Annotated in this window: 13 protein-coding genes; 2 read left to right on the top strand and 11 right to left on the bottom strand. The window is 63.1% G+C overall.

Annotation, left to right across the window (positions count from 1 at the left end):
* Positions 1-233: 233 nt before the first annotated feature.
* The 11 genes from ACSVHC_RS16995 to ACSVHC_RS16945 form a co-directional block, all read right to left on the bottom strand.
* Complete coding sequence (locus ACSVHC_RS16995; protein WP_437770972.1) at positions 234-2,582, bottom strand: gluconokinase, GntK/IdnK-type; 2,349 nt, start codon at positions 2,580-2,582, stop codon at positions 234-236.
* Positions 2,572-3,801 (bottom strand): D-mannonate dehydratase ManD, encoded by a 1,230-nt coding sequence (gene manD, locus ACSVHC_RS16990; protein WP_059387443.1) that lies wholly within the window; start codon positions 3,799-3,801, stop codon positions 2,572-2,574. The genes ACSVHC_RS16995 and manD overlap by 11 nt, the downstream gene beginning before the upstream one ends.
* A gap of 118 nt (positions 3,802-3,919) precedes the next feature.
* Positions 3,920-5,353, bottom strand: coding sequence for a glucuronide transporter (uidB, locus tag ACSVHC_RS16985; protein ID WP_439181149.1), 1,434 nt, complete (start codon positions 5,351-5,353; stop codon positions 3,920-3,922).
* Between the two features lie 378 nt (positions 5,354-5,731).
* The gene (locus tag ACSVHC_RS16980) at positions 5,732-7,054 is read right to left on the bottom strand and encodes a mannitol dehydrogenase family protein (protein ID WP_437774077.1); all 1,323 of its coding nucleotides are present in this window, start codon (positions 7,052-7,054) and stop codon (positions 5,732-5,734) included.
* 86 nt (positions 7,055-7,140) lie between these two features.
* Positions 7,141-8,547: a glucuronate isomerase gene (gene uxaC / locus ACSVHC_RS16975; RefSeq protein WP_437770974.1), complete on the bottom strand. Its 1,407-nt coding sequence runs from the start codon at positions 8,545-8,547 to the stop codon at positions 7,141-7,143.
* 89 nt (positions 8,548-8,636) lie between these two features.
* Positions 8,637-9,683, bottom strand: coding sequence for a LacI family DNA-binding transcriptional regulator (locus ACSVHC_RS16970; protein WP_437770975.1), 1,047 nt, complete (start codon positions 9,681-9,683; stop codon positions 8,637-8,639).
* A gap of 101 nt (positions 9,684-9,784) precedes the next feature.
* Positions 9,785-10,951 carry a Gfo/Idh/MocA family protein gene (locus ACSVHC_RS16965; protein WP_439181148.1) on the bottom strand — a complete coding sequence of 389 codons (1,167 nt, stop codon included), beginning with the start codon at positions 10,949-10,951 and terminating at the stop codon, positions 9,785-9,787.
* 24 nt (positions 10,952-10,975) lie between these two features.
* Positions 10,976-11,836, bottom strand: a complete 861-nt coding sequence (locus tag ACSVHC_RS16960; protein WP_439181147.1) for a sugar phosphate isomerase/epimerase family protein — start codon at positions 11,834-11,836, stop codon at positions 10,976-10,978.
* 40 nt (positions 11,837-11,876) lie between these two features.
* The gene (locus tag ACSVHC_RS16955; RefSeq protein ID WP_437770978.1) at positions 11,877-12,884 is read right to left on the bottom strand and encodes a Gfo/Idh/MocA family protein; all 1,008 of its coding nucleotides are present in this window, start codon (positions 12,882-12,884) and stop codon (positions 11,877-11,879) included.
* 42 nt (positions 12,885-12,926) lie between these two features.
* Positions 12,927-13,772, bottom strand: coding sequence for a sugar phosphate isomerase/epimerase family protein (locus ACSVHC_RS16950; RefSeq protein WP_439181146.1), 846 nt, complete (start codon positions 13,770-13,772; stop codon positions 12,927-12,929).
* A gap of 279 nt (positions 13,773-14,051) precedes the next feature.
* Positions 14,052-15,515: an MFS transporter gene (locus tag ACSVHC_RS16945; RefSeq protein ID WP_437770980.1), complete on the bottom strand. Its 1,464-nt coding sequence runs from the start codon at positions 15,513-15,515 to the stop codon at positions 14,052-14,054.
* Between the two features lie 149 nt (positions 15,516-15,664).
* Here ACSVHC_RS16945 and ACSVHC_RS16940 point away from each other — a divergent pair, with 149 nt between their 5' ends.
* Positions 15,665-16,213: a gluconokinase gene (locus ACSVHC_RS16940; protein WP_437770981.1), complete on the top strand. Its 549-nt coding sequence runs from the start codon at positions 15,665-15,667 to the stop codon at positions 16,211-16,213.
* Entirely contained in the window at positions 16,210-17,721 is a 1,512-nt protein-coding gene (locus tag ACSVHC_RS16935; RefSeq protein WP_437770982.1) for a GntT/GntP/DsdX family permease, read from the top strand. The genes ACSVHC_RS16940 and ACSVHC_RS16935 overlap by 4 nt, the downstream gene beginning before the upstream one ends.
* Positions 17,722-17,778: the final 57 nt, after the last annotated feature.

The raw sequence follows: 17,778 nt of genomic DNA, 5'->3' as shown, positions 1-17,778 counted from the left end.
GCACCCTTGAAACGGTCGATAAAGGTTCTGTTTGCCGCGGAGGCGGGGCGCCGACTGAATTCAACGGCGCGGGGTATTCGGGCTGGTCAGGCATGCCCGAATACTACTGCGAGGCATCGACAATATGGAGGTCAGGAGATTCGAACTCCATAGCTCCATCATTCCGGCCACCGGGCATGCGACGGCCATTCCCCCATGCAGCTGGGAAATGGCCGCCGCTGGCTAAAGCCGCGCTAAAGCCGGGTGTCGAAGGAGTCGCAGAACACGTTCTCGTTGAACGTTCCTTGGAACTCGGACTTGCCCTGGATTTTCTGGATGGTAGCCCGAATGGCCTCGCGGGTCCCAGCGTGGGCATTGATGGCCGTCTTGACCATCGGTACATCGATCAAGTGGTTCGGCTGGTTCAGCGAGACGAACACCGTGGGGACTTCCGTGACGTACCACGGGATTTCCGCCGCCATCGGGCTGGACCACTTGATCCGGATGGCCGCCTCTTGGGCAAAGCCCAACACGCAAGCGAAGACGAACGCGGCATCGTACTTTTCCGCATAATCGCCGGTGGCTTCGTCCGAGATGACGCTCATGAAGTTCACGCCCGGCTCCCCCGCAGCCTCACGTTGCTCCGCCGTCTTGAAGAGGTAGACCTCGAAACCGGCGGTTTCGAGTTCCTCCTTGACGGTATCCAAGTAGGCCAGCGGGTCCGCCCGGGTGAAATCGGAACCACCGGAGATGCCGTACAGGCGAATCCGCTTGTGCGTTTCCGGCGTGATGGGCAGGTTCCCGGCGGTGTCCTTGATCAGAGCGACGGTCTTGTCGGCGATTTCGGCGGCGACGGCGAGGTGGGCCGCGCTGCCGATCAGCCGCAGGGCCTCAGGGGACGGCGTCAATTCTTCCGGCAGTTTCTTGTGCAGCCCCAGGCTGGCCTTCAGCCCCAGAATCCGGCGCAGCGCGTCATGCAGGCGCTGATCGCTGATCACGCCTGATTTGTAGCCGTCCAACATGTACTGGAAGTCCTCGGCCGGGTTGCGGAAGAACAGGAACATATCGCAGCCGGCGGCGATGGTGGCCGGCACGAGGTCCTTGCGCTTCTTGGCCTGGGTGAGGCCGACCATTTGGGATGCATCAGTGAGAATAAGCCCGTTGAAGCCGAGCTCGCCACGAAGCAGGTCCTGGAGAAGCTCCGGAGCGAGGGTGGCGGGCAGGATGTCCCTGTCCTCCGTCCCCGGACGGAAATGCCGTGTGAGCTCAGGCGCCCCGATGTGTCCGGCCATAATCGACTGGACCCCGTGGCCGATCATTTCCCGGTACACATGCCCGTAGCTGGAATTCCATTCCGCGTACCCGAGCGTGTTGTACGAAGTGACGACGTGCTGGTCGCGTTCGTCCACGCCGTCGCCCGGGAAATGCTTGATGGCGCAGACAGTGGGCGATTCGCTGATGCCGTCGAAGTACTCCTTGGCTCGCTCCACCACAATTTCCGGGGTGTTGCCGAACGCCCGGGTGGAGATAACCGTGTTGCGCCAGTTGTAGTGGATATCCACGATCGGCGCAAAGGCCCAGTTACAGCCCAAAGCCGCGGTTTCCACACCGGCCACCTGGCCCATTTTCCGGGCGATGGACTTGTCCGGATGGGAACCGGCCTGGAGGTGGGTCGACACGAAGGTTCCGTCGTCGCAGCTTCCGGCTCCTCCCATTTCCGGGTTGGAGGCGACCAGGAGCGGGATGCGTGTCTTGGACTGGGCATAGCGGATGTGTTCCTGGACAGCGGCAGACGGGCCCGGCCGGTACCGCATCCCACCAACGTGATAGTTCTCCAGCACACCGTCGAGGTACTCCGGGGAGTAATCGTTGTTGTGATTGATGAAGAGCTGCCCGATTTTTTCCTCCAGGCTCATGCCGAGGATGGTGGACTCCACCCACGCAACGGCGTCGTCGTCGAGAGTGAACGGCGCCGCCTGGAGGTCGACGTCGAACTGCCGCGCCTGCGTGCCCGCGGCACCGGCGGGGCTGATGCCCGCCTGAGCTTTGGAACCCGCGACGGCGGCAATTCCGGCCAGCGCTTCGGCGACCACCTCGCTGACCGGGACAGCGATGTCCACGACGAACCCGGCCTCGTCGGCGTCGAGCGGTTCCAAGGTGGCGAGCTGCGAATCCAGCAGGGCAGGCGGCATGAAGTGGCCGGAACGCCCTTCTGTCCTTTCCCTAAGCACCTCTTTGCTGCCGTGCAGGTGCAGGAAGACGGTGTCCGGGGCTTTCTCACGAATGGCGTCACGGTAGCTGCGCCGGAGGGCGGAGCATGCGAGAACCAGCCCGCCGTCTCCAGCGTTGGCGAGTTCGGTGCCGACCGTCGCGAGCCACGGCCAGCGGTCTTCGTCAGTCAGCGGGGTTCCGGCGGCCATCTTGGCGACGTTTTCCACGGGGTGGAGTGAATCGCCGTCGAGGAACGGAACCCCCAACGCCCGGGCCACGAGATCCCCGATGGTTGTCTTGCCGCAGCCGGAGACGCCCATCACCACAATGCGCCGCGGCTTTTCCGCGGCGGCGGTTGGCTCGCCCGCCACGCCCACGTTCCTACCAGTCATGGACGGTGCCGTCCACGAGGCGGTTGTAGGGCAGGTAGGCCTGCTGATACGGGAAGGAGTTGGCGGCTTCCTCGTTGAATTCGACGCCGAGGCCCGGCTTGTCGCCCGGGTGCAGGTAGCCGTCGGTGAAGGTCATCGACTGTTCGAAGACCGTGTTGGTCTTGTCCGAGTGCTGCATGTACTCCTGGATGCCGTAGTTGTGGATGGCCAGGCCAACGTGCAGCTGCGCGGCGAAACCGACAGGGGAAATATCGGTCGGGCCGTGGAAACCGGACTTGATCTGATACTGGGCGGCGAAGTCCATGACCTTCTTCAGAGGCGAGATCCCGCCGAAGTGCGTGGACGCGGCCCGGACGTAGTCGATCAGCTGTTCCTTGATGAGCGTCTGGAAGTCATACACCGTGTTGAAGATTTCGCCGATGGCGAGCGGTGTGGTGGTGTGCTGGCGCACAAGGCGGAGCCCTTCCTGGTTTTCGGCCGGGGTGCAGTCTTCAAGCCAGAACAGGTCGTACGGTTCCAGCGCTTTGCCGAGCTTGGCTGCCTGGATTGGGGTCATGCGGTGGTGGCCGTCGTGCAGCAGCGGGATTTCCGGGCCGAATTCGTTGCGCACCGCTTCGAAGACGGTGGGCAGGTGGCGCAGGTAGGCGCGGGTGTCCCAGTCCTCTTCCTGCGGGAACGCACCGCGGCCGGCTGGCTCGTAGTCGTAGCGCTCACCCGAGGCCTGCGCCTGGGCGGCCACGCCATAGACGGCCTTGATGCCCGGGATGGCGGTCTGGATGCGGATCGACTTGTAACCGAGCTCCAGGTGCTCCCGGACCGAGTCGAACAAGGACGGGATGTCCGCGCCCGAGGCGTGGCCGTACGCGCGGAGCCCGTTACGGGAGGCGCCGCCCAGGAGCTGGTAAACCGGCAGTCCGGCGACCTTGCCCTTGATGTCCCACAGGGCCATGTCGACGGCGGCGATGGCGGCCATGGTGACCGGGCCGCGGCGCCAGTACGAGCTGCGGTACAGGAACTGCCAGGTGTCCTCGATGCGGTGCGGGTCCTTGCCGATCAGCAGCTGCGCAACGTGTTCCTTCAAGTACGCGGCCACCGCGAGTTCACGGCCGTTCAGGGTCGCGTCGCCGATGCCGGTCACGCCGTCCTCGGTGGTGATCCGCAAGGTCACGAAGTTCCGGGTAGGGCTGGTCACGAAGACTTCAGCAGCAATGATTTTCACAGCTGGTCCTTTCAGGGTTGCTGATCGAGGGCTGGCCTGGCGCGGATGCGACGTGCACCACAGGGCGGGTAAAGACGATCTTAGGATGGATGACAATTATTGGCAACCGGTTGCAGTATTATTTCGTCGAGATTTTTTCTGGCCCGGCGGCTTCCGCGGCGGCCCGCCCGACCCGGGTTGCGGCTGCGCCCTCCGCGCTAAACGGCTCCTCGCCGGACGCTTCCAGGGAGCGGCGCGCCTTGATCTCGCCCAGGATCTGGGCGTGGAACGCGTCGGTCAACTTGTACTTGGCCATGACGACAATCGCGAGGATGGTCATGATGGCAGGCAGCGCGCCTGCGGCAAACTGGATGGCCTGCAGGGATTCGGCGCTGTGCGTAGTGCCGGACTTGTAGCCGCCGGCCGCGAGTGCGTATGCGGCAAGGGCGCCGCCGACGGCTTGGCCGGTCTTGCGGGTGAAGGAGAACAGCGCGTAGGTGATGCCCTCAGTCCGGACACCGGTCTTCCATTCGCCGTATTCCACGGTATCTGCCTCCAGGGCCCACACCACGATGTTGACGGCCATGACGCCAAGCATGCTCAAGAGCAGACCGGAGAATCCAACCCCGACCATGGGGGCCGGAGCAAAGAAGACGATTGCGCCACCGATGATGGCGAGGAAACCGGCAGCTACGTAGATGGTCTTCTTGCCGAAGTTTCGGACCAGCCTCGGCATGAGCGGAGCGAGGGCAAAGGTCACAACAAGCTGGACGATGGAGAGGACAGCGTAGAGATCCAGCCGCCCGAGGACGTCGCGCAAGTAATACAGCTGCACCGAAGACAGTGCCATGTAGCCGGTCAGGAAGAGGAAGGAGCTCAGGCAAAGCATGAGCAGGGGACGGTTTGTCTTGAGTGTCGCCATGCTTTGCTGGAAGGAAACCTTGGGCACCGCACGGTGGACGCGCTCCTTGGCGGTCAGGAACGTGAAGAAGTACAGCGCTGCGCCGATCACGACGAAGACCAGAGTGATGATGGTGAACGTGGACTGCAGGTTTGCGCCGGGCTTGATGAGCGGAGCAACGAAGATGCCCAACGCAGAACTGACCAAAAGAGCGCCGACCATTCGGGCTGAGCCCAGCTTGGCCCGCTCCCCCGGTTCTTGTGTCATCGCGCCGGCCAGCGAACCGTAAGGGATGTTCACCAGCGAGTAAGCCAGGCCCAGGGCCGCGTATGTCACGTAGGCGTAGAGCAACATCCCTGTTTCGCCGACTTGCGGAATGGAGAAGGCCGCGACGCTCAGAAGCAGCAATGGGATCGAGCCGAACATGATGAACGGGCGGAATTTTCCGAAACGCTTACTGTAGGCGCGGTCAACCAGTCGTCCGGCGAAGACATCGGCGAAAGCGTCGAAGATCCTCACGGTAAGCAACAGGGTGCCGGCGGCCGCCGCGGATATGCCCGCGACGTCGGTGTAGTAGACCAGGAGGAACATGGTGGCAGTAGTGAAGGCAAGGTTGTTGGCGGCGTCGCCAGCCCCATAGCCGAGGATGCTGAGTTTGCTGAGCTTGTTCATTGCGGGCTCCTTTACCCTTGCCGGTACCCCATGTTCCGGCTTGCGATGATGGAAAAGCTTCGGCCGAACCAGGCCTGAAATTGTTGAAGCTTGATGTAATCCTAATCACCCTGGCAACCATTCGGCAAGCGGTTGCCAAGTGTTTCCATAGAAACTTTCAACGTCAGTGCAGTCTCAATGCCCGCTCAGAAGAAGTGAGCGAGCGTCGGGGGAAAAGGCACCATATATGAGCGAGCGTCGGTCCTGCCTAACGCCCGCTCACCTATGGCGGGTTTCCGGCAAACGCCCGCTCACCTATGGCGGGTGTCCGGCAAAACGACGGCGCCCGTTGCCCCTTCACAAGAAAGGCAACGGGCGCCGTCGAAAGTGCCTGTCGGATTAGCTGAGGTTTCCAGCGACCGCGAAGGTCTCGGCCAAACCCTCAACGAGGTCCACGATCGCCGCGTCGGCAACCAGGTCCGGATCCACGAGCCCTAGCAGAGCTTCGAGCCGGGGACGGGCCGGGCCGAGGTTCGCGGCGGCGATCCCTGCCGCCTGCGGGTCCTGGAGACCCGTTGCCGTGGCGGTGTAGGCAGTCCAGGCCGCGATCATCCGAGCGGCCGCTCGGCCACTGCGGCCCGCGGCGCGCTCGGCGCGGAGCACCGGCAGCGCCCGCACGCGCAGCTTGGCACTGCCATCCATCGCTATCTGGGCCAGATGGTGTGCGATTCGGGAATTCCCGAAGCGTTCCAGGAGGGCAGCCCGGTATTCGGGGATGCGCAAATCCTCGCCATGCAGGCTGGAGGCGGCCTCGTCCCAGAAGTCTTCCACCATTCGTCGGCAGGTATCGTCGGCGAGGGCTTCGGCCACGGTCTTGTGTCCGCGCAGTTGGCCGGCATAAGCGAGGAGGGAGTGTGCGCCGTTGAGGAGCCACAGCTTGCGGTTCTCGTACGGCTCGATCTCGTCCACGAAAACGGCGCCCGCGTCTTCCCAGTGCGGGCGTCCCGCTGGGAAGTCCCCGCTGAGGACCCAGTTACTGAAGGGCTCGGCGACCACGGGCGATTCGTCGCGGTATCCGCAGGCTGCAGCGACAGCGTCGATATCGGCGTCCGTCGTACGCGGCGTGATCCGGTCAACGGAAGTGCTGACGAAACTGACGTTGGCGTCGATCCAGGCGGCGAGTCCGGCGTCGAACGCCTTGGCCATCCCCATCACCGCGCTTCTGGCAACGGTCCCGTTGTTGGAGAGGTTGTCGCAGCAGACGACGGCGAGTGGACCGGCGTCTGCGTCGCGGCGCGCGGAGAGACCGAGCACCAAGCGGCCGAGCGGCGTCGTCGGCTTGCCGGAAGCAGAGCCGCCAGAGAGTACGGCGAGGTCCGCGACGACGTCGGGCGCCTGGTTGTCCAACTTGCCGTCGGCACCAAGCCGGTAGGCGGCCTCGGTAATGGTGAGCGTGATGAGCGAAGTCAGCGGCGCGGCGACAAGTGCGACAAAACGCTCGACGTCGGCGCCGTCGACGGCCTCGACAATGCTGCCGATGACTTCGAATGAATCACCGGCGTCGGATCGCTCCACCACGGTGTACAGGCCATCCTGCGCGGCCAGGACCTCTGCCGCATCCGGGCGCCGGCCGGTGAAAGAGGCGATGCCCCACTCAGCCGCGTCGCCTGCATGCTGGGTGTACCAGGCCTGGTGTGATCGGTGAAAGGCGCCTAGTCCCATGTGCACAATGCGCACCGGGGCTTTGCCGATTGGCTTGATGGCACGGCTCAAGCGGGGAAGATCCGCAGTTTGCTCGGGTTCGTTGCTCACAGCTTGAAGACCCTTCGGGGCGAGGAGTCGACGACGTCGACGATGATTTCATGGGCCCGGTCTTCGCTGACACGGTGCTCGGCCACGAGGCGGGCGAGGAAGGACGCTTCGATCCGGCGGGAGGCGTCGTGCCGGGCCGGGATGGAGCAAAACGCGCGGGTGTCGTCGATGAAGCCCGAGGACCGGGAGAAGCCGGTTGTCTCGGTAACGGCGGAGCGGAAGCGGAGCATGGCATCCGGTGCATCGAGGAACCACCACGGAGCGCCGAGGTACACGGAGGGGTAGAACCCAGCCAGCGGCGCCAGTTCGCGGGAGAACACCGTCTCGTCCAGGGTGAACAGCACCAGGTGGAAATCCTTGGCCGTCCCGAAGTCTTGGAGCAGTGGCCGGATGGCATCGGTGTAGTTGGTGGCAAACGGGATGTCGTGGCCGGTGTCCGCACCGTAGGCTTCGAAGGTGGGCTGGTGGTGGTTGCGGAAGGAACCCGGGTGGATCGTCATGACCAGGCCGTCTTCGACGGACATCCTGGCCATCTGGTACATCATGTGGGCTTCGAAGGTGTTGCGGTCCTCGGCCGTGGCCTTGCCGGCGCGCGCAAGCTCGAAGATCCGCTCGGCGTCGCTCCGGTCCAGCTTGAGCGTCGCCGGGGTGAGGACGCCGTGGTCCGCGGAGACCGCGCCATGGTCCACGAAATAACGACGGCGGTTTTCCAGGGCATTGAGGTAGCCGGTATAACCGGTTGCGCCGTCGCCGGCGGAATCGACAAGCCGCTCAACGTTGGCGCTCCACGCCGGGTGGGCGATGTTCAGGTAGGCATCAGGACGGAAGGTCGGCAGCACGCGGCCGTTGAAGGAGGGGTCCTCGGCGATGGCTTTGTGGCTGGCCAGGCTGTCCAGGGGATCGTCTGTAGTGGCGAGGACTTCGATGTTGAAGTCCTTGAAGAGCTGGCGGGGACGGAAATCAGGCTCGACGAGCTTGGCGGCAATGGCGTCGTAGCTGGCGTCGGCAGTCATCTCGCCAAGGTCCGCGCCGAGCTTGAACACGCTGTCGAACTGCGTACGCAGCCAGTACCCGGAGGCAGTGCCTTCGAAGAGGGGCCAGGCCTGGACGAAAGTCCGCCAGATCTCCCGCGATTCGGAGGGGTTGGCGCCTCCCGAGAGCAGCTTACCCAGGGGGACTCCGCTGGCGTGGATCAGCCTGGTGACGTAGTGGTCCGGGCTGACCAGGAGCGCGGCCGGATCAGGGAACGGCGTGTTGTGCTCGATGACGGCGGCGTCAACGTGGCCGTGCGGAGAGATGATGGGCAGGTCCTGGACGCGCTCCAGAAGGGAGCGCGCAATGCTGCGCGTCCCTGGATCCGCGGGCAGGAGCCGGTCAGGATTGGCTGCGATCGACTGTGACATAGGTCAATTTTCAGTCGGAAGAATCAATCTGTCAACCGGTTGCCAACTATTGCCATGTCGTTGCAACTACTCCCGGGGATCGCTTGAAGCTACGCGATGAGCCGTCCGCTGGAGCCGCGCACCACCAGCTCCGTGTCCACGCGAACTGCTCCCGCGGGCCCATCTTGGCCGAGCAACATGTCCAGCAGGAGGGCGGCAGCGCGGGAACCGCACTCCCCCAACGGCGACCTCACGGTGGTGAGCGCCGGCGTCGTGAAGTCTGCCCCGAAGATGTCGTCGAAACCCACAATGCTGATCTGATCCGGGACGTGTATGCCGGCGGCCTGAAGCTCCTGCATGAGGCCTATGGCGAGGAGATCGTTGTAGGTGATCACCGCCGTCGCGCCACTCGCCAGGACGTCACGCGCTACTTGGCGGCCGCCGTCGACGGTTGGCTTGGACGATTCCAAGCGGACCGCCCCCAATTTGTACCAATCGCAGGCAGCTTGGACGCCTTCCCAGCGGCGGCGCGACATCCAGGACTGCGGCGGCCCCGCAACATAAGCGAGCTGCTGGTGGCCGTTGGCGGCGAGGCTCCGCACGGCCTGGCTAATCCCCTTGTTGACGTCCGGGACCACGCATGGCACTCCCTCTATTTCACGGTTGATCACTACCACCGGTTTGTCCGCGGCCAGGGCACGGATCTTTTCGTCGTCCATGCGCGGACTCGCCAAAATGAGGCCGTCCACCGTGCTCAACATCCTGCGGGCCGCAATGAGTTCGGTTTCAGGCGACTCTGCAGACTCGGCCAGCACCAGGGTGTAGTCCCGGGCGGACCCCGTGGTTTCCGCACCGCGGATAATGTCGAAGAACGTCGGGTTGGTGATATCCGCGACGATCAGTCCGATCGTCTGGGTACGGCCGGTGGGAAGTGCCCGGGCGAAAGGGTTCACCTGGTAGTTCAGCTGCTCGGCGGCATCCTCGATGATCTTCTGGGTCTTGGCACTGACCCTGCCCGGTTTGCTCAACGCGCGCGAAACCGTGGAAGGGTTGACTCCCGCGAGCCTCGCGATGTCGTAGATGGTGGGCGAGGATTTCTCCCCGCGGCCACGCTTGGCGGGGAAAGTTGCTGCTCCGGAATTCGTCGCTTCAGTCACGGCTCCATCGTAATCTGGCTTGGCAACAAAAGCAGGACGGTTGCCAAAACCATTCGGCCGGCGACCGCCCTGCTTAAATGCCATGCATAAATGCCCTGTATCTAGGACCGCTCGGCGAACTTGCCTTCTTCGCTGATGCGCTTGTTGAGCTCGCGCATGTACTCGTCCTCATCGAAGTCCAGGGGGACTTCCCTGCCGGTCCAACTCGACAGGTGGATGGCGTTGGCCAGGCGGACGCCCTTGATGCCGTCCGAGCCGGGCGCCAACAAAGGAGTGCCGTCCAGGATGTTGGCCGCGAAGTTCTCCAGGACGCCCGCGTGCTGTCCGCCCCATGCAGACTCGAACTCGATGACCTCGGTGGTGTAGTAGTCTTCGGCCTTCAACTCGCCCATGAAGAGCTTGCGGACATCGTCCATGTCCATGCCGTCGCTCAGTTCGCGCTCGGGCTTGACCAGGCGGGTGACCGTGGCGGTCTTGCTGTTTTCCACCACGATCTTGCCCTGGTCGCCCAGGATCTCGAAGCGGTCCGTGCCCACGAGGTCATGCGTGGCCGTCACGAAAACGCCGGTGGCGCCGTTGCCGTAGTCCACCACGGCGGTGACCTCGTCTTCAACGGCGATGTCCCGGCGGAATCCGTACGCCACCTTGGAGTAGACGGACTTCGGCACGCCGCAGATCCACTGCCACAGGTCGAGCTGGTGGGGTGCCTGGTTGACCAGGACGCCGCCGCCTTCGCCGCCCCACGTGGCGCGCCATTCGCTGGAATTGTAGTAGCCCTGCGGACGCCACCAGTTTGTGATGATCCAGTTGGTGCGTCGGATGGCACCGATCTCGCCGTTGTCGACGATCTCCTTGAGCTTCTTGTGGAGCGGGTTGTTGCGCTGGTTGAACATGATCCCGAAGGAAAGCTCGGGTTTGGAGGCCGCGAACTCATTGAGCTCCTTGACCTGCTTGGTGTAGACACCTGCAGGCTTCTCCACGAGGGCGTGAACGTTGCGCTTGAGCGATTCGATGCCCATTTCCGGGTGCAGGTAATGCGGCACGCACGTGACGATCGCATCGACGTCGCCGCTTTCAAGCATGGCGATGTAGTCGTCATAGAAAGGCGCATCGGGGTACCGGGAGCCTGCCAATTCCTTCTTTGCGGGATCGGTGTCGCAGATAGCGCCGATCACCATGTTCGGGACCATTCCGTCGGTGATGAACTTGGCGTACGTGCCGCCCTGCTGGCCCAGGCCGATGATGCCAAGGCGTACTTTCTTGCTCATGAGTGGATCTCCGTTGTTGTGTGATTAGAAGAGGTCGGCGTGGCCCATGGCCACCAGGTTGTCGTAGGAAGTCTGTAGTGCTTCCCACACCGTGCGGCCGTAGAGCTCGTCCTGCTCCACGAGCAGGTACTCGGCGCCGGCAGCCTGGGCCGCTGGAATGATGGACGGGAAGTCAAGGTTGCCTTCCCCCACTTCGGCGAACTGGACCACGTTCTTGAACTCGGCCATGAAACCCGCGATGTCCCCCGTTTCCAGGAGCCCGAAGGCCTGCTCCGGCAACTCGCCGATCCTATAGTCCTTCAGGTGCACCATGGCAGTACGTCCGGCGTATTTGGCGAGGGTCCGGACAGGGTCCAGGCCGCCGCGCTGCACCCAGTGCACGTCGATTTCCATGCCCATGGCCGGGGAGTTTTCGGCAATGATGTCCAGCATGTATTTGCCTTCGAACTTGGCGAACTCGATGTGATGGTTGTGGTAGTACAAGCCGACGCCGTATTCCCGGAGCCGTTCGGCGTATTCGTTGGCTTGCTTCGCGAAGTCCACCGCCGCGTCGATCGACTTCATGGCCGGGAACGGCATCATGCCGATCCGTAGAAGGTGCGTGTCAAGTCGCTTTGCGTCGTCAACGATCTTGTCGAAGTGGTCCTTGAGGGAGTCCCCCGGCATGCCTTTGGGCGTCTCCATGGCGACCGAAAGCGCCGCGATGTCCATGCCCAGTTCGCTGCGGGAGCGGTCCAGATCGGCAACGTTTTCCGGTGTCATCGGGATCTGCGAGATTTCGACGGCGTTGTACCCTATCGCGCTGACCTTGCGAAGCGTTTCAAACGCCCCGGCTTCGGCAAAACTGCCCTTCAGCATCATTGCCTGTACGCCGATTTTTGCCACTTTGTCCTCCGTTAGTTCGGTGCCCTCATGGGCCGCGTGGTTAGTCCACTTGCCCGGAAATCTCCGGGTAGCTTTGGGCATAGATGTCCTTGACGATCCTGAGTGACTTTTCGGCTTCCGCTGGGCTGATCCAGAACGGCGCAGGATCCCCGAGCTTGGCGTAGAAGTCCTTGATCAGGAGCTCGTGCGATACGCCCCAATACGCGCGCCCACCCGATTCCAAGGCCCGTTCCGGGGTGGTTTCCACGGTGCCGTCGGCATAGCTGACAACAAGGTCGCCCCTGAGGCTGAGGGTGGCCCTTTCGGTCACGATGTCCAGCGTCACAGGCGCATTGGTGGCGTTGGCCAGGGTGGCGTAGAAGACGCTCGTAGCACCGTTGGAGTGCCCGGCAATGAATTCCGCCGTGTCCTCCACCTCGATCACGCCGCCCAGGGAGCGGGTGGAGGCGTGACCCTCCACTGTGGTTACGTCACCTACCAACCACTGGAGCAGGTCTACCGTGTGGATGGCCTGGTTCATCATGAGGCCGCCGCCTCCTTCAGCCCAGGTCCCGCGCCACGGCCTGTCACGGTAATACTCGGCCGTCCGGTGCCACATCACGGTTGCCGAGGCGCCGAGAACCTGGCCCAGTCCGCCGTCGTCGAGCAGTCTCCGCATGGCCTGCGACGTCGCGTTGTAGCGGTTCTGGAAACACACGGCGATCTTCGCCGTGCTCCGTTCCGCCGCCTCGACCAGCCGCCGACCCTCTTCGAGAGTGTGGGCGAGCGGCTTCTCGACAATCACGCTCACCCCGCGCTCAAGGCAGTCCACAGCCAGTGAGGCATGCAGGTGGTGCGGCGTGCAGATATGCACGACGTCGGGCCTCACCGCATCGAGCATCTCCAGGTGGTCCGCGTACCCGGCCGCGCCGTAGGCGGCGATTGCCGCCTGGAGGCGTCCGGCGTCGGTGTCGCAGACCGCCACGAGTTCAACGTCGTGCATCTTGGCGATTGCTCCGAAGTGCACGCTCGACACATCGCCGCAACCGATGACTGCTGCTGTAGGCATTCTTCTCCCTCGAAAGATGTTTTCCTTTGAACCTACAGGCCCTCAGGCGAGGGCAACACCGTTCTTGGCTGCGAGTGCCGCAAAGGCGCGCGCCGCAGCGCCGAAGGCTACAGGTCCGGAGAATCCGCCCAGCTCGTGGGCGCTTGCAAGGTGAGGTTCGAGGGAACAGAAGCCGGAAAAGCCATCGGCCTGGAGCGCGGCGATGGTGGCGTCCAGTTCGCCGTCGCCTTCGCCGGCAGGCACTACTTCACCGGTACCGGCGACTGCATCCTTGATCTGGAAGTACTCCAGGTAGGGGCGCAGTACGGCATAAGCCTCCGTGTACGGCTTGATCCCCACCTGGACAAAGTTGGCGCTGTCCCAGGCAACGCGCAGTGCCGGCGAAGCGACGGTCTCCATGATGTCCAGGACTCGCTCGGGGGTGTCGCCGTAGATGCCCTTTTCGTTTTCGTGCAGGAGGACGACGCCGGACGCGGCCGCCTCGTTCGTGAGTGCAGTCAGGCGCTCCATGACTGAGTCGCGGATGTCCTCATGGCTCTGCCCTTCGGCCCGGTAGAAGGAGAAGATGCGAATGTACTTGGCGTCGAGGCCCTTGGCCACTGAAATGATCTGGCGCAGCCGGGCGAGCTCATGCTCCACGGGAACACTGACGTCGATCTTGCCGATGGGGCTCGCGACTGCGGAAACCTTCAGGCCCTTCTCGTCCAGGATGGCCTTGAGCCGCTCGACCGCTTCGGGCGTAAGTTCTGAAACATTGGTGCCCCATGCGCTGCGCACTTCAATATGGCCGGCACCGAGGGCCAGCAAGACGGCGGCCTGGACAGCGGGATCGGGATCTACTTCGTCGCCGAAACCAGACAGGCTCCACACGGCATTGGTTTCAGTCACGGAAATCTCCTTTGGATCCGTTCGCCCGCATGGCGGCGTATGGCGCCAAGTGCTAGTTCGCGGGCATGCGTTCACCTCGAGTCTAGTCAGCTACGCACCCGGTTGACAACCGCTTGCCAAATATTGGCAACTTTCTGCCGTCCGGAGATTCCCTTCCGCCGGCAGGGTCCTCACGTGGGGTATCGATCCGATAGGCGCAGCCCTCGATTGCTTCCTCCCCTGCCGTTCGAGAATTGCCGCTCCTGTCCGAGATCGAAAAGTGCCCCGAATGAGCCGTCGTCAGGCTGGCGCTCCCCCCGTCTGGGCAGTGATCGGGGCAGCGATGTCCTCCAACGACCGCCTCGCAGCCTCAACCCCGAATACGATCTCGACGACGCCGGCTGCAACCATCAGCACCGCGCCTATGACATAACCGAAGGCCACTGCTCCGATTCCCTGTTCAACGAACCGACCGAACAGGATAGGGCCAGTGATGCCGCCAATACCGGTGCCCACGGCGTAGAAGAACGCGATGGCCATGGCCCGAGTCTCCATTGGGAAGATTTCGCTCACCGTCAGATACGCGGAACTGGCGCCCGCTGAAGCGAAGAAGAAGATCACCATCCAGCAGGCGGTGAGCCAGAAAGCATCAAGCGCTCCGCTGGAGAAGACGAACGCCGTGATGGCAAGTAGGACACCTGACGCGATGTAGGTACCGGAAATCATCGTGCGGCGCCCGACGCTATCGAAGAAGCGGCCCAGGACGAGCGGGCCAAGGAAATTGCCGACAGCGATCGGGACCAGCGTCCATGGGGCAAGGTCGCTCGGGACGTTCAGCAATTTTGTCAGCACGAGCGCATAGGTGAAGAACACCGCGTTGTAGAGAAACGCCTGGCCAATGAAGAGCGACAGACCCAGGACGACCCGCTTCGGGTAGCGCTGGACCGCCGTCTTGATGATGACGCCGAAGCCAATTGACTTGCGCTGACGGACTTTGAGCGTCTCGTGGACCTCGGACAGCTTCTCCCCCGCGGCCTCCTCGACGTCGTCCTCGATCTTGCGTACGAGCTGATCCGCCTCTTTGTCGCGGCCGTGGATGAACATCCAACGCGGAGACTCAGGCACGTTGCGCCGCACGAGCAGGATCAGCAGGCCAAGAAACGCCCCCAGGCCGAATGCGAGACGCCAGCCGATGCCGGGCGCGAAGAAGACTGGGTTGAGCAACAGCACGGAGAGCGACGCACCGAAGGCCGTCCCAAGCCAGAAAGAGCCGTTGATGGCCAAATCCACGACGCCGCGACGGGCGGCGGGGATGAGCTCGTCTATCGCCGAATTGATCGCCGCGTACTCCCCGCCAATGCCCGCTCCGGTGAAGAAGCGGCAAATGAAGAACCACATCGGGTTCAGGGAGAACGCAGTGGCCACGGTGGCAAGCAGATACAGCCCGAGGGTGAGGAGGAAGAGCTTCTTCCGCCCGAACCTGTCCGTGAGATGGCCAAAAACGAGGGCTCCGGCGCAGGCGCCGGATACATAGACCGCGGCAGCCACGCCAATGTCCGCAGTGGACATGCCGAGACCGCCATTCGGCTGCGTGAGGCTGTCGCCAATCGCCCCAACGATGGTGACCTCGAGTCCGTCCAGGATCCAGACGGTGCCGAGACCGATGACGATCATCCAATGCCATCTGGACCAAGGGAGGCGATCCATTCGGCCGGGGATGTTCGTTTCGATGACGTCGCTTGTTGCACCTCTCACTGCTGACATGGCCCTCCTCCTTGAGTAGATCATCAGTATGCTTTGTATATGCCGTTGACGGAAGCATTTCCGGCGCTGGGCGCCGAGCGAGCAGCTGCGATTCGCTATGGCACAGAGGCCCACGTGCTGCCAAGATGGGCTCCATGGACCCTCTTGACATGGAGACACCCCCTCTGGCCGAACCGGTTGTGCTGGTTGTCATGGGCGTTTCGGGCTCCGGCAAGTCCACGGTTGCCGCGCTCCTGGCGGGTCGACTTGGCTGGGCCTTCGAGGAAGGCGATGCCTTGCATCCCCAAACAAACATCGACAAGATGGCTGCGGGACATCCGCTCACGGATGAGGACAGATATCCCTGGCTTGAGAAGGTTGCCGAGTGGGTCGACCGGAGGCTGGATCACGGGGAAAACGGCGTCATTACTTGTTCGGCGCTCAAACGGACTTACAGAAACATCATCAATCGCCGAGGTTCAGGTGTCGTCTTCGTTTTTCTGTCCGGGACGCCCGAGACCATCAGCGCACGGCTCGCCGAACGCCACGGCCATTTCATGCCCGCCAGTATGTTGGGGAGCCAGTTTGCGGACCTTGAGGAACTGTCCCCGGGTGAGCCCGGAATCCGGATAGACGTTGGTCCGGCTCCAGGAGTGATTGCCCAACAAATCATGGACAAGTTCGGCCTGCGGCCGAGCGGAACAGGACGAGAACCATGAACGGAATCTCCATCCTCAACAGGCCCCTCGCCGGGGTCGCCACCGATGCAACCACGGACGCGATGCATCAACCGTGGACCGGCCACGACACCCAAGTACTTGTGGTGGCGGCCATCGGCATCGCGATAGTCGTCTTACTGATCGTCTGGGCAAAGATGCATGCTTTCCTGGCTTTGAGCATCGGCGCCCTCTTCGTCGGCATTGCCTCGGGTATCGCCTTGGACAAGGTCACCACGTCCTACGAAAACGGCGTCGGCGGCGTGCTGGGCTACGTTGGTGTGCTCATCGCGCTGGGAGCCATGCTGGGCAAGCTGTTGGCTGATTCCGGCGGCGCGGACAAGATCGTCGACACGCTTCTCCATGGTCGGCCCGCAACGCTGCCTTGGAAGATGGCTCTCATCGCCGGCATCATCGGCATCCCCATGTTCTTCGAGATCGGGCTCGTGCTACTCATTCCCGTAGTGATGCTGGCTGTGCACCGTTCCAAGGGTCCGGCCATGCGCCTTGGCATTCCGGCCCTGGCCGGCTTGTCGGTGCTCCACGGGTTCATCCCGCCGCACCCGGGCCCGTTGGCGGCGATCGGCATCCTGCACGCCAATGTCGGTGTGACTCTTGCTTTTGGCCTGCTGATCGCCATTCCAACGGTCATCATCGCAGGTCCCCTCTTTGGCCGTCTCGCGGCAAGGATCGTGCCGATCGGAGCCGCTGGCGCAGGCTTGGCAGTCACCGTCGGATCCGGCGAGCACGCTGAACCGGCCAGGCCACAAGGCCCCGGCGCGAAAGCCGCCAGTTCGCACGGCGACGCGCCGGTAGGCAAGGCACAGGATCCGCAAGCAACGCGCAGCCCGTCCTTTGGCTGGACCTTGGTGACCCTGTTGTCGCCGTTGGTGCTCATGCTGATCAAAGCCGGGGCAGACATCTGGATGGACAAGAGCGCCGCACTCCGCCCTTTCCTGGACTTCATCGGCGATCCGGTCTTTGCCCTGCTCGTGGCCGTGCTTCTGGCAATGGTGACATTCGGTACACGGGTCGGCTTCTCCGCCTCCATCCTGACGAAGAAGATCGGCGAGAGCCTGTTGCCGATTGTCGGGGTCATGCTTATCGTCGGCGCCGGGGGCGGCTTCAAGCAGGTACTCGTCGACGGCGGTACCGGAACCGCGATCGCCAAGATCGCGGTAGCTGCCAGTCTGTCGGCCCTGGTGCTTGGCTGGATCATCGCAGTGCTGATTCGCCTCGCCACTGGCTCGGCGACTGTTGCTACGGTGACAGCCGCTGGCATCATCGCACCGCTGGCAACCGGCTTGTCGCCCGCTCAGCTAGCGCTGGTAGTGCTCGCCATCGGTGCCGGCTCGCTGTTCTTCTCCCATGTCAACGATGCGGGCTTCTGGCTGGTCAAGGAATACTTCGGACTGACAGTAGGCCAGACGATCAAGACCTGGTCGGTTATGGAAACCATAATTTCGGTCGTGGGATTCGGATTCACCCTGCTGCTATCGGTTTTCGTCTAATCCCAAGCCGGACGACGGCCTTCCAATGGTTTCGGCCAATCCCCTCCGCACCTCGCT

This window comes from Arthrobacter sp. KNU-44, assembly GCF_051843155.1.
Classification (GTDB): domain Bacteria; phylum Actinomycetota; class Actinomycetes; order Actinomycetales; family Micrococcaceae; genus Arthrobacter.
This window is presented reverse-complemented; position numbering and strand designations above follow the sequence as displayed.

Bases quoted from the DNA above. Each gene is read 5' to 3' on its own strand.
- ACSVHC_RS16995 (WP_437770972.1), bottom strand. From the start codon at position 2,582: ATGACTGGTAGGAACGTGGGCGTGGCGGGCGAGCCAACCGCCGCCGCG.
- uidB (WP_439181149.1), bottom strand. From the start codon at position 5,353: ATGAACAAGCTCAGCAAACTCAGCATCCTCGGCTATGGGGCTGGCGAC.
- ACSVHC_RS16980 (WP_437774077.1), bottom strand. From the start codon at position 7,054: ATGGGACTAGGCGCCTTTCACCGATCACACCAGGCCTGGTACACCCAG.
- uxaC (WP_437770974.1), bottom strand. From the start codon at position 8,547: ATGTCACAGTCGATCGCAGCCAATCCTGACCGGCTCCTGCCCGCGGAT.
- ACSVHC_RS16965 (WP_439181148.1), bottom strand. From the start codon at position 10,951: ATGAGCAAGAAAGTACGCCTTGGCATCATCGGCCTGGGCCAGCAGGGC.
- ACSVHC_RS16955 (WP_437770978.1), bottom strand. From the start codon at position 12,884: ATGCCTACAGCAGCAGTCATCGGTTGCGGCGATGTGTCGAGCGTGCAC.
- ACSVHC_RS16945 (WP_437770980.1), bottom strand. From the start codon at position 15,515: ATGTCAGCAGTGAGAGGTGCAACAAGCGACGTCATCGAAACGAACATC.
- ACSVHC_RS16940 (WP_437770981.1), top strand. From the start codon at position 15,665: ATGGAGACACCCCCTCTGGCCGAACCGGTTGTGCTGGTTGTCATGGGC.
- ACSVHC_RS16935 (WP_437770982.1), top strand. From the start codon at position 16,210: ATGAACGGAATCTCCATCCTCAACAGGCCCCTCGCCGGGGTCGCCACC.